At 41.6% G+C, this 12,334-nt stretch carries 8 protein-coding genes and 1 pseudogene; 6 read left to right on the forward strand and 3 right to left on the reverse strand.

What is annotated here, in order from left to right; all coding sequences use genetic code 11:
• Positions 1-310 precede the first annotated feature (310 nt).
• Complete coding sequence (locus AACW45_RS38050) at positions 311-2,125, forward strand: ankyrin repeat domain-containing protein (RefSeq protein ID WP_190638154.1); 1,815 nt, start codon at positions 311-313, stop codon at positions 2,123-2,125.
• Position 2,126: 1 nt separating this feature from the next.
• Here the strand turns inward: AACW45_RS38050 and AACW45_RS38055 are convergent, their stop codons facing one another.
• Complete coding sequence (locus AACW45_RS38055; RefSeq protein ID WP_190638156.1) at positions 2,127-3,311, reverse strand: RNA-guided endonuclease InsQ/TnpB family protein; 1,185 nt, start codon at positions 3,309-3,311, stop codon at positions 2,127-2,129.
• A gap of 58 nt (positions 3,312-3,369) precedes the next feature.
• Here AACW45_RS38055 and AACW45_RS38060 point away from each other — a divergent pair, with 58 nt between their 5' ends.
• From AACW45_RS38060 to AACW45_RS38080, 5 genes are all read left to right on the forward strand, one after another.
• Entirely contained in the window at positions 3,370-3,561 is a 192-nt protein-coding gene (locus AACW45_RS38060; RefSeq protein ID WP_190638158.1) for a hypothetical protein, read from the forward strand.
• Between the two features lie 623 nt (positions 3,562-4,184).
• Positions 4,185-4,652 carry an SH3 domain-containing protein gene (locus AACW45_RS38065; RefSeq protein WP_190638161.1) on the forward strand — a complete coding sequence of 156 codons (468 nt, stop codon included), beginning with the start codon at positions 4,185-4,187 and terminating at the stop codon, positions 4,650-4,652.
• A gap of 678 nt (positions 4,653-5,330) precedes the next feature.
• The gene (locus tag AACW45_RS38070; RefSeq protein ID WP_190638164.1) at positions 5,331-5,876 is read left to right on the forward strand and encodes a hypothetical protein; all 546 of its coding nucleotides are present in this window, start codon (positions 5,331-5,333) and stop codon (positions 5,874-5,876) included.
• A 3-nt stretch (positions 5,877-5,879) separates the two neighbouring features.
• Entirely contained in the window at positions 5,880-6,365 is a 486-nt protein-coding gene (locus AACW45_RS38075) for a hypothetical protein (RefSeq protein ID WP_190638166.1), read from the forward strand.
• Between the two features lie 232 nt (positions 6,366-6,597).
• A complete protein-coding gene (locus AACW45_RS38080) occupies positions 6,598-7,704 on the forward strand; it encodes an ATP-binding protein (RefSeq protein ID WP_190638168.1) in 1,107 nt (368 codons plus the stop codon).
• Between the two features lie 351 nt (positions 7,705-8,055).
• Here the strand turns inward: AACW45_RS38080 and AACW45_RS38085 are convergent, their stop codons facing one another.
• On the reverse strand, positions 8,056-10,701 hold the full coding sequence (locus AACW45_RS38085; RefSeq protein WP_242045694.1) for a CHAT domain-containing protein: 2,646 nt from the start codon (positions 10,699-10,701) through the stop codon (positions 8,056-8,058).
• 83 nt (positions 10,702-10,784) lie between these two features.
• A pseudogene (locus AACW45_RS38090) lies at positions 10,785-12,334 on the reverse strand (beta strand repeat-containing protein); the annotation flags it as partial.

Raw genomic sequence — 12,334 nt, forward strand, 5'->3', positions numbered from 1 at the left:
TGCTCGCGTTTGTCAGCGAGCAAGATGCTCGCACTACTCTAGATTATCAAAATGAATTTATAAAATGGTATGGTTATTTACGCCATGCAGCACTAGAAGGGTATTGCGTCAAAATTGGGATGCTCCCCCCAAAAAGCGATCGCAAATAGCAAATATTCATTAGTCGGCAACTAATTTGTTCAGATGAAAGTCTCATACATCAAAGTAGCCATCCTGTACACAGTACACCAAAACTCCCCCTAGGAGTTGGGGGATAGCTGCACTAAATAATCACTAAATTTTTTGCTAAAGAATAAGGAAATCACACATAGTGGTGAAATTTAACCATAAAGTATCTTGTAATCCCTTCTCAACAATTTTTCTGATTACCCTGACTACTTTCGGTACAGTAGTAATTATGCCATCTATTGTTGAATCTCAAACACCAAAAAAAACCACCAATACCGTCTCTCCCTTTTGTCTGACATTAGCGGAAAAATTTAGCCCCTTTGGGAATACTCCCGATTTATACGTAGCATTAGGAGAAGCGATCGCCAAAGGTGGTGATTTGAATCAACCCTGCGATATGTTTGGTGAGAACTGGCTACCCCTCAACTTTTTGCTATCTACCAACGAAGCATTGGCTCAACGTTTAATCCAAACTGGGGTGAACGTGAATGCAAAGGATGGTAAGGGAGATACTCCCCTGCATTATTTAGGAGCATCAACAAAAAATGCCCAATTGCTGCTAAGTAAAGGAGCAAAGGTGAATGTCCGCAATCAGAACGGAAATACCCCACTGCATAATGTTTTTGGTCAAAAAACGGCTGCTGTCATCAAACTTTTGATCGATCGAGGCGCTCAGGTGAATGCTAGAGACAAAGAACAAATGACACCGCTACATTTTGCTGCCAATTCTGGAAAAGCAGATATTACCCAGCTATTGATTCGTAATGGTGCGGATATAAATGCCCGTAGCAATCAAAACTGGACTCCACTGCACTACGCAGCCTCTCATCCAGAAGTGACCAAAAAACTCATCCAAGCAGGGGCGAATCTCACGATCCAAAATCGTCAAGGGGCTGTGATTCACTCCAATAGTTTGGAACCAGCAGTGTTAAAACTTCTGCTCTATAGGGGAGTTAATGTGAATCTACGCAATCGTCAGGGACAAACACCACTCCACGTTCATCGTTTCCAACCCGCGCTCGTGAAATTGCTGCTAGCTCGAAAAGCACAAGTTAACCTGCGGGATGCTCAAGGTAGAACCCCTTTGTATGATGTGAACCTGGAAGTGGCTCAACAACTCGTGGCAGCTAAGGCAGATTTAAATGTTCAAGATAATTTAGGCCGAACACCTCTGCACCAAGCAGTATTGGAAGAACAAAGTTTTTTTGGCCCGGAATTAGTCACACTATTTCTGAGTAAAAATGCGAGGGTTGACCTCAAAGATAAGCAAGGTAAGACCGCTCTAGACTGGGCGCGAGAACTCAATAAAACCCAAATCGTGAATTTGATAGAGCGACATATCGCCACTCAAAAATCCCCTGCTAGTGGAACAACTACAACCAAAGCAACCGCAAAACTTCAGCAATTGCTCAATGCCAAAAACTGGAAGGCTGCTGATCAAGAAACCCGTCGTCTCCTATCACCTCAAAAAGACCCCTACGGACCTAACGCTACCACCATACCCCTAAATTTAATTCAAGAGATTGATCGAGCTTGGTTAGGAGCTAGCGGTGGAAGGTTTGGATTCAGCGTCCAAGCCAAGATTTGGCAACAAGCAATAGCAGCTCATCCCAAAAATACCGAAGCAGCAGTTAATACCTTTCGCGATCGCGTCGGTTGGAAACTCCAAGCTCCTCGAACTGAAAACGATTTTATCAGCAGCGACTGGCTGAATGAATCCGAACTCAATTATTCACTGCAATCCGCTCCTGTCGGACACTTACCCTGGGCTGGTGTTTCAGACGCACTTGTACTGTCCGTGGCAGTTCCTCCCCCTGGACAACACTGTGGTAGCTGTACTGTGGATGCAATGCACCTACGGTATGGGCGATTTTATACATATCTACCCCAACTGTTTGCACGGGTGAGAATGGCATTGATTGACACTCCCCTGCCTAAAGGCGAGGGGATTCTGTAATCTACCTCGTCACTTGCTCTAATAGGCTTTCACCTAAAAGAGTAGAGGCAACAAGTCCTACAGCGTTACTTTGGACGTGCCCCGTCCTAGCTTGTTTTGCAAGATTTAAAATGTTAATTGCTGCGTTTTCATCCCTATGCAAATTACACCCACAGCTACAAACATGGGTGCGAGTTGATAGGGATTTTTTCACAATCGCACCACAATTTGAGCATTTTTGTGATGTGTAATGTGGCTGCACGCTGAACGCTAATTTACCAAATTTACCAGCAAAATACTCAAGCCATTGCCTAAACAAATACCAGCTAGCATCAGAGATTGACTTAGCCAAACAATGGTTTCTGAGTAAATTACGCACTTGTAGGTTTTCATAGGCTACTAAGTCGTTAGACTTGCACACGTTACGCGCAATTCTCTTTGCGTGTTCATTCCGTTGCCTACTTATTCTTAAGTGCTTTCTGGCAAATATGGCTTTAGCTTTTTTACGTCCTGACGAACCTTTTTTCTTTTTGTAAATGCGTCTTTGAGCGTGTTTAACGGAATTCTCAACCTTTCTCAAAAACTTTGGGTTGGATTCTTGATGTCCGTTGGAGTCAGTGTAAAAACTCTCAATACCAACGTCTAAGCCAATTTCATTACCTGTCATTGGTTGAATGTCTGAAGCCTCAACATCAATACAAAATTGACAGTAATATCCGTCAGCACGACGTACCAATCTAACACGCTTAATCGATTTAACAGGGTAGGTTTGAATATCCCACTTGCCCAGCAGTTTTAACTCACCAATACCTTTTTTGTCAGTAATAGTAATACGGCGTTTGATTGGGTTTAACTTCCAGCCTGATTTTTTGTACTCAACCGAACGATTATCATGCTGAAATCTGGGATATCCTTTTTTACCCGATACTTTCTTCTTGCAATTCTCGTAAAATCTTGATATTGCTAACCATGCTCTTTCGGCTGATGATTGTACAGCCATTGAGTTTAAGTTAGCTACAAATTCAAACTCGTTGCGTAGTTCCGTTGAATACTTGTTAAGCGCAAATCTATCAATTTTTGCATCTTTTGGTGCATCAATCCAATACCTCAAACATTTGTTTCTAATGAATTGGGTAGTTTTAATGGCTTTCTCAATAGCTAAATATTGCAGTTTTTTAGCTTTAACTTTGTACTCTAAAACTAGCAACTTGACTCACCCCCTTGTTTTTTCTATACTGTATTTAGTATAGATGACGGTACTAAATATGTCAACAGGTAAAGGTAAAAAAAGAGTAAAAAATACTCCTGTTTTATATGATGAAGTTAAAAAGAGAAGAGGTGTATGGCTAACTGACACAGCTTGGCATTCTGTGCAAGAGCTAGCTGTAAAAAACGATGTAAGCGCTAGTGAATATTTAGAAGAGATAATTAGAAAATATTGCGTCACAGAGGCGTAAACGCCTCAAGGCGGCTTTCATCTCTTGCCTGAAGTACGCTTGGACGGCGCTGTGCGCCTGTTCCTCAAGAGTTTTCAGCCCGCCATTCTTATAAGTAGTTAGGAACATCCAATTTTTTAAATACCCAATCAATTTGTAGTGCGTAAAGCCTTCTCTTCTCCCAAGGGGAGACGCTACGCGAACGAGAGGCTTGTCTGCGACACGCTTCGCGAACACCAACGGCATAGCTTCTCTACGAGAGGCTGCGCCAACGCTTAACGCGTAGCGTGTCCGTAAAGCCTGCGGCATAGCTTCTCCTATCGGAGAGGCTGCGCCAACGCTTAGAGCGCAGCCTCCCGCAGGGAAGGACAAACGTCTCGTTCGCTGGTGTTCACTCATCGTGCAAGACTTCGGCGTGAGCGCTCAGTCGAACGCTGCTCGCACTACGGAATTTGGGTAATTTATTTTTTGTCAGATCATCAAGTCCTGAGCGTCAGTTTCGGTATCACTGCTCATTTTACTCCACTACTTATTTTTCACAGTGAATAAGATCAACTAATCGCTACCAATTAAAAAGTAGTCAGGTGAGCAAATGTGCGATTACCTTCTATCGAAACCCTAATCTGAAATTCAGGAGAGACACAATGTTCAGTATCAACAAACACGGCGTAGACATTAATGGCAAAATCTCTGTAATTCTTGCAGGAGCAATGCTGGCTGTCACTAGCTTTACTTTGCCTACATCAGCTAATGTATCAAATACAATCACTCAAAAAGAAATAGGTGGACAGCTAGAAATCTTGGCAAGATCTGTAGAAAAAGAAAAGAGTTACAACTCGCCAACAGTTTCGCAAAATGGTTTGCAGTTCAAATTGGCTCAAAGTATTATTGGAGCTTGTGTAGTATCGGTACAATCCGGTTCACTGAATATTCGAGAAAACCCTAGCACTAATAGTAGAGTTATCGGTTCGTTACAAAATGGCGATCGTGTTGGTTTCGGAGTCAGTGATGGTAGCGAAGGAAATAGTTGGACAAGAATTGTTTACCCCATCGAAGGGTTTGTTCATAAGGCTTACCTCAAAAATTGCCGCACATCTTCGCGCTATCAATGATGATACCGTTGGCGAATTCCCCAAACAGCTAAACTGAACCGATTAGTTCAGAAATGAAACGATTGAGAACCTTCTGAACATACACTGTGTTGTAAAAATAGGCTCTCTTCCGGGAAAAAGTCTCGTAATATACAGCATATTTCAGGTAAATGAGGTGTACGCTTCGGGGCATGGCAGTTCCAATGCCCCTACAATCAACGATTATCTGTACCTCACCGAATTTTAGATTTTAGATTTTAAATTTTGGATTGAAGATTCAAAATTTAAAATCTAAACTGGTCTGAGAGCAAGCGAATTTATTCGTGGAATAAATCTAAAATCCAAAATCAAAAAATTTTAATTGAAGCCCCTGCATTCATAAGCCACTGCGGTGGACGGGTTTCCCGGATTAAAGGAGCCAGCGCTGTGGGCGGGTTTCCCGACTTGAGGCGACTGGCGTCAAGTGGCGTGCATGGGGTCAATCTAAAATCCAAAATCCAAAATCCAAAATTGATTCACCAACTTGCAATTCGCTGTATCTCAGTTAGTATTTGTCAAAAATTTTTCAGTAAGCCGATGGTGAATAATACGAAAAAACTTAACCAATTAGTTAATAGTAATACTTGATGTTCCCTCAGTGATAACAGTAGTGTTAAACAAAAAATGACCAAATTCACAATTAAAACAGGAGAAAAATAAATGAAAAATCAAATAGAAAATGGTATCGACAGTCGGGTGTTAAAACAGACTTGGCCATTTATGCGAGCTACGTTTTCACAAGCACCAGAAAATTTCAAACAGTTGGTAGAAAATTTGCCAGAACTGTTTGCAGAAAGTGAAACAGACATCGATTTGCAAGAAAAGCGCAAAATCTATCTGACTATTGCTAAGTTTCTCCGCGACAAATTTCAAAAACCGCTTCCTGTTTCTTTGGGAGCTACACACATTCTTTGCAATGAACCTGATCCTCGGTTGCTGTTAGATGGTGTGCTAGATGGTGAGACTCAGCAGTTAGTGGAGTCTGCAAAAGAAGTAATCCTGACTATTAAGGTGCTGTATGAGCCATTACAAAATCGCTCCTACAACCGTCAGATTGAAATCTTATGGCTCAAGAACGACAACCCAAAGGTGTTCAAAGTCGAAGAGGAACTGTCTTGGGATTACCTTCCTACAGATATAAGCGAGAAAGATCTGCATTATGGTGCAAAAGCTCTTACCTTCAAACTTTATCAACTGGAAGCTTAAATCATGGAACCAATCACAATTTATCTGCTAACTGCAATTGGTCTGGGACTAGGTGCTACAGCTACTGTAACTTTCTGGCATCAAATTCTCAATTGGGGTGAGAAAAACTTATTTCCCTGGTTTGATAAGCACCTTCCGACTATTGCTCCCTATTTAAAAAACGCTTTCCTTAAAGTTAATAACGTTGTGACCAATGTCCGTCGTGCTGTTAAGAACGCCTGGGAAAAAATTAGAGAGTATTTACTGAAGCAGGTTGTAGAACTTAATCGCAAAACGACATCAACCTGGATTCAACGAGTCACTTCTTGGGTGATAGAAGCCTCCGGTTACAACAACAAGCCTGTCGTCAAACAAATCACTACAGAAGTAGAAGTTAATTGGGATGATTTACCTCCAGATGTATATGAGGCTGTCATAAAGCGACAAAACTCATCGGTTGAAAAAAATATTACCGAGATGCGTGACAAAGAACTGGCTTTGATCAATTAGCTCAAATCTTGACTTATTGATGGGTACATCTGGCAACGCACTCATCAATAAGTAAATGAGTCATCGGGGCAATTAGAGAGTCGGTCTTTAGCAATAAAAATATAAGATAAACCGACCCTCGATCTAAAAATTATGAGGTTGAGAAAATCGAATGTGCAACTTTCTCCAACAAACTGCAATGCAGAAATTATGCCCAAAGAAATAACGGTTCTCAAATTCAATGAGGTGGTATATGCCTACAGGATGGAAGATAGAATCAGCAGAATCAGAATCAACAAAATTAAAAGATAAGAAACCTGAAAAAAATTTTAGTGTCAATGCTTCCAACCCAGAAACGCCAGAATTGGCAAGACTGGAAATGTTCTCTCCTGAAGCTCCAAAACGCAATTTTGATGACCTTATTGTGCCACAAATTGTTCGTGAGCGAATCGAGACTGCACTCAACCGCATTTTGTATCATGACGTGTTATATCACGAATGGAATCTAAAAAAGATTGACCCCCAAGGTCGCCGAGTCGCAATTAATATGTATGGTCCACCCGGAACTGGTAAAACTTTCTGTGCAGAAGCAATTGCTAACTATCTCGGCAAGAAAATTATTAAGGTGAATTACGCTGAGATTGAGTCTAAATATGTTGGTGAAACACCAAAGAATATCACCTCTGCTTTTACAAAAGCTCACGAAACTGATGCTGTTCTATTCTTTGATGAGGCGGATTCCATCTTGGGCAAACGCTTGACAAATGTAACACAAAGCGCAGACCACGGAGTTAATGTCAGCCGCTCAGTGATGCTGCTAGAGTTGGATAAGTTTGATGGTGTGGTAATTTTCGCTACTAACCTTGCAAGCAACTACGATGGAGCTTTTGTGCGGCGAATTCTAGCTCACATCGAATTTGAACTGCCAGATGAAGCTTGCTTGGTAAAACTGTGGCAATATCTATTACCAGATGAAGTTCCTCGTAGTGAGGATACTACCTCAGAATGGCTGGCGCAAGAATCTCAGGGACTGGCGGGGGGAGATATTTTGAATGTCGTGAAGTTAGCCGCTTCCCAAGCAGTTACAAGAAAAGGTAATGAGCGTTTAGTAATGCAGTCTGACATCAAAAATGCGATCGCACAAGTTAAGAACGCTAAAGAAAAAATTGGCTCCACAGGCATTCAACAGCAACCAACTACAACTATCAAAACTTGTGAATTTGACGAACTACCTTCTGATATCCAACAGCGTGTCCAACCATTTGTCGATAATCAACAAGCTAATAGTGAGGATGTCTTAGAATCTCCGGCAAATAACTTTTCTAAAAATGGTAATTCCAGCAGTAATGATACTAATTAAATCATCAGCAAACTGCTGTCTTCAGTTTGATGCTTCTAGGGGTGACGAATTATGTCAATTTTGCCCATAGGTGTCAACTTAACGCGAAAACCTTTTGGTTGACAAGGTTTTATCCTCATCCCCAACCCCTCGCTTACCCAATAAACCGCCGTCACCCTCCAAGGGTGCGGCTAATTGAACAAAGCCCACATAGGTGGGCTAAATTTTCTTAGCCCACCTATGTGGGCTTTGTAACGTTAGCCCCAGGCTTACAGCCTGTGGGCGATCTGTTGGGTAAGCATTTGAACTTAAGTTTACACCAATGCATCTTGCCTGCCCTTGTGTACTTCAGATGAAATGTGCTGTATCTCTCTACAACCAATTACCAACTAACACATAGGGTGCCCAGTACATGGGACGATTGTATGCAGAATCATTCAGCAGTTTTAATTGAGCAAGACGCAAAGCCTCTGCTGTTGTAACTTCACCTGTTTTTAATTGACGATAGAATTCACCTATAAATAAAGCAGTGGAGTTATCACCAATTTGCCATAAAGATGCTAAGGTACTCCGCGCTCCTGCTCGAATAGCAACTCCTGCTAATCCCAATACAGCACGGTTATCTCCGGCTGCGGTTTCGCAAGCACTAAGAACAAGTAATTCAATTGGCTCTGTTCGATTTTGCTCTCTAGTTTTCAGCAATTCATCTAATTCTTTAACATAAATACGTCCATTAGCTGTTAGAATAAAAGTCTCTTCGGCCTTGGAACTAAATTTTCCGTGTGTTGCTAGATGAACTACTCTAAAAGGTTGGACGTTAATTGTTTGTTCTAAGTTGTCCTTAGTAAAATCTTGCTCCAAAAGTATACTGCTTGTTACGCCCAACTTTTGCATTAAATCTAGTTCTTCCTGCACATGAGGAAGTTGCGTAAAATTTTCGTTTTTGGGTGGTTGCGATAATCCTCCTGCTAGGGCATTTATTTTTCCTTGCACTAGAGGTTTGGGAGTAAATAGTTGCAATCCAGGACTCAAAGCTACAGCATATTTCTGGACTAAATACTCTTTGCCATCATACAATGCAGCTATAGGAATATTTCTCAAAGACCCATCTGGGATAAATACTAAAGTTTTAACTCCACTGTTTTGCAAATCTGCTTCCACAGGTTTAATTAACAAATTATAAAGTTTTTGAGATTGTTGTTTAAATCTCCTCTCAGTATTAGGTTCGACTATTGCTGCTCGCATTGTTGTAATTACTTGCTCTAAATCCTCACAGGTATCTTGAGAAGCACAGTTTTTTTGAGGGGATATGTGCATTAATGGTTGTTTGGGAAGCTTCAGGATCACCTCTAATTTCTTATCTAAAATAATTGGGTAGAAAATAGCTGTGTCTGGATTATCGCGGTCTACTACTTCGTCAAGCAGCACAAATTGATTATTTAAGCAAGCTTCCCGGAAAAAATTATCTAATTCTGCTACTTGTAATGCTTCTATGCGTCGCCTAACCTTGTCTAAATCTGTTTTCCCTTGTCCTGGCTCTGCTAACAATAGTTGCACTGACTCCCGATAAATGGGTTCCACGCTGTCTCGGAAATTGAACCGTACCTGTACGTTGACATTAACTAAATCGTTGCGCAGAGACTGGAGTGTTGAGACTGCGGCATCATAAGCCGCGATCGCACCTGGGATATTTCCTTTAACTTTCAGCAAGCGTCCTAACTGCCACTGCCAAAGGTAAGCAATATCTGAAGCATTAATTCCTTGAGCAATCAATAATGCCTGTTGAGTCAAATCCTGGGCTTCTTGCCACTGATTGTTCTGCTCATACAATCTTCCTAAAATTCCCAACCCATAAGATTCTCCACGCTTATTGTCTATAGCTTTGGCTTGTTTTACACTGTGGGCGAGAATTTGAGCAACGTCTTCTTTATTACCAATATTGATGATAGTATCAGCAAAATTTATACTCGCATAAATACTAGCTTGATTATTAGGTAAAGTAGTAAGTTGCGATTGAATTGTCGGGATTAATTTAAAGATTAATTCTTGATATGCTGTGATATTTTTATTCTTAACCAACAAACTCAGCAAATTGATTTGAGCTTGAACTTTGGTGAGTGGTTGGGATGCAATTGCCGCAGCTTGCTGGTAATGGAAAATTGCACCTTCAGTATTACCTAATACTCTAACAGTATTACCAAGGCTAAATTCTGTCATGCTAATTTCTGAAGGCAGTTGCAGTTGTTTGGCAATTTCTAAGCTTAGTTGTAGTGTTGCCAAAGATTTCTCTAACTCACCCAATTGTTGCCAAGTATTGCCAAGCGAACGCAAAGCAGCGACTTTGACCGATGAATTTGGTTCGTTGATTAACTGTTGCTCCCTTAAAGTCAAAATCTTTAAAGCCCGACGGTAAAAGCCAGCAATTCGCCAAGCTTGTGCTTGGTTGATGCGACTGCGGGTTACTCCGGCATTGTTACCTAATTGCTGCCAAATTTTCTCTGCTTGTTGGGCAGTTTCTACAGATATATCTGCTTGTCCCAGTGCCAGTTGCAGTCCTGCCTGAATATCTAAAGTTTGCGCCAATACTTCCAACCATTCTGGGTTTTGATTCTTGGTTTGTAATTGTTGCTTTTTCCCATCCCAACCAAGTAAATTCAAGCTGGTGCTGATAGCTTGAGAGGCTTCTGTCCACGAGCCAAGTTGCTGATATACCAGACAGAGGTTAGTCAGGGCTGCGGCTTGTCCTAAAGGATCTCTCTGTTGCTGATAACTAAGGTTAGCTTTTTGTAAAATAGTTACTGCTTGGGTTAAGTTTCCTGCTTGATACTGGGCTTCTCCTTGTTCCAAAAGTTGCTGTGGGGTGGTGGTTGAAAATTGGCTGTTGTGGCTGCGAATTTCACCTGCTGCATATGTGTCTGGTTGTTTAGCAAAGGTGAGGGGGGTAATAGTTAAGACAAAAGTGACAGTAAATAATAGTACATATAATACTGAAAATTTCACGACTCGCTTTGCCAGCATAAGCCTTTGCACAATTGACTTGAATTGACCAAATTTAATTAACGCCATTTAACACTCTCCTGTTCTAATTTTTCACACATTTTCTAACGAACAGGACAAGAGGCAGATGTCTGCCAGGGACTGGAAGGGTTAACTGGTGGAGCTTGGGCTACTAAGTGGATGTTAGCATTAGCATCAACTACCCAACCAGAGGCTTCCACAATGGTAGGAGAAGAAACTGGGGAATTAGTCGTGGCTGTTGGTGCTTGTGGCTCAGTTTCAACTTTGACAGAATTTTGTGGAGTGGTTCTAGGTTTGACCCATTGTGCTAGGGTACTGGTATCTTGTAATGGTTCAGTGGCACTCGAGGGTAAACCACCACGGCCTGTAGCAACAAAGGAACTGTGACTTTGAGTACTTCCAGGCCTGCAAGAGTTATCAATTTGCCCTGAGGGGTCAACTAGATTGGATGGTAGTTCAACTAAGCCTTTTGCTGGGTCTACTTCTGGTGTGTTTATAGCAACATTACCGCTAATACCTAATTCAGAACTGGCGGTGATGCCGCTTTGTTGTGTTGGTCTTGCTTGGAATTCAATTCCGAATATTCCCTGAGTAAATATGTTAATATTACCACCATATCCACTAAAGGCATTAGCAGTAATATCGCTATTTTCTTTAGGAACAGCGACGATGAAGGGACTATTAATAATGATGTTACCACCATCACCACCAAATTCCTGATTCCCCGCAGTGGTAGTGATTTGGCTCCCATTACGTAGTAATAATAAGTCTTGCAAATTTAAAGTAATATTACCACCAGTATTGCTGCGTGTTTGGGCGGAGATAGTTCCATTATCCAGGGTGAGAAAGCCTGCGGCAAGTTCAATATCACCGCCAATTCCTTCTCCCTGGCTATTGGCAGAGATAGTTGCACCATCTCGGATAATAAAGGTTCTGGGATCGATGATAATACTACCACCTTGACCAGTGGAACCTTCAGTTGTGTTGGCAAATATTCCTGTGTCTGAGCCGGAGAGGGTGATGTTTTCTTTTACCTTGAGGATGATATTACCTGCTGGGAATTCACTAGAAGTACGGCTCACAAGTTTACTACCGTTGCTAGCTTTAAAGGTGTTAGCATTAATGGTGACACTGCCTGCATCCCCTTCACCAAAGGTACTTGCATCAAAAAAAGAACCACCTAACAGTTCTAAAGACTGAGTGGAAATATCCACACCCCCTGCTTTCCCTACTGCTCCTAAGCGTACTTGACTAGCAGCAAAACTATTACCATCAAACTTAACACTACCAGTAGTGGTAATCTTTACACTCCCTGCATCCCCTTCACCAAAGGTGCTTGCAGATAGAAAAGAACGACCCAACAGTTCTAAAGACTGAGTGGAAATATCCACACCCCCTGCTTTCCCTACTGCTCCTAAGCGTACTTGACTACCAGCAGAACTATTACCATCAAACTTAACACTACCAGTAGTGGTAATCTTTACACTCCCTGCATCCCCTTCACCAAAGGTACTTGCATCAAAAAAAGAACCACCCAACAGTTCTAAAGACTGAGTGGAAATATCCACACCCCCTGCTTTCCCTACTGCTCTTGATTCTACTCGACTAGCAACATAACTTCTATCATTAAACT

It is taken from the genome of Calothrix sp. FACHB-168 (assembly GCF_963889195.1).
GTDB lineage: Bacteria > Cyanobacteriota > Cyanobacteriia > Cyanobacteriales > Nostocaceae > Aulosira > Aulosira anomala_A.

Bases quoted from the DNA above. Each gene is read 5' to 3' on its own strand.
- AACW45_RS38060 (WP_190638158.1), top strand. From the start codon at position 3,370: ATGTCAACAGGTAAAGGTAAAAAAAGAGTAAAAAATACTCCTGTTTTA.
- AACW45_RS38065 (WP_190638161.1), top strand. From the start codon at position 4,185: ATGTTCAGTATCAACAAACACGGCGTAGACATTAATGGCAAAATCTCT.
- AACW45_RS38070 (WP_190638164.1), top strand. From the start codon at position 5,331: ATGAAAAATCAAATAGAAAATGGTATCGACAGTCGGGTGTTAAAACAG.
- AACW45_RS38075 (WP_190638166.1), top strand. From the start codon at position 5,880: ATGGAACCAATCACAATTTATCTGCTAACTGCAATTGGTCTGGGACTA.
- AACW45_RS38080 (WP_190638168.1), top strand. From the start codon at position 6,598: ATGCCTACAGGATGGAAGATAGAATCAGCAGAATCAGAATCAACAAAA.
- AACW45_RS38085 (WP_242045694.1), bottom strand. From the start codon at position 10,701: ATGCTGGCAAAGCGAGTCGTGAAATTTTCAGTATTATATGTACTATTA.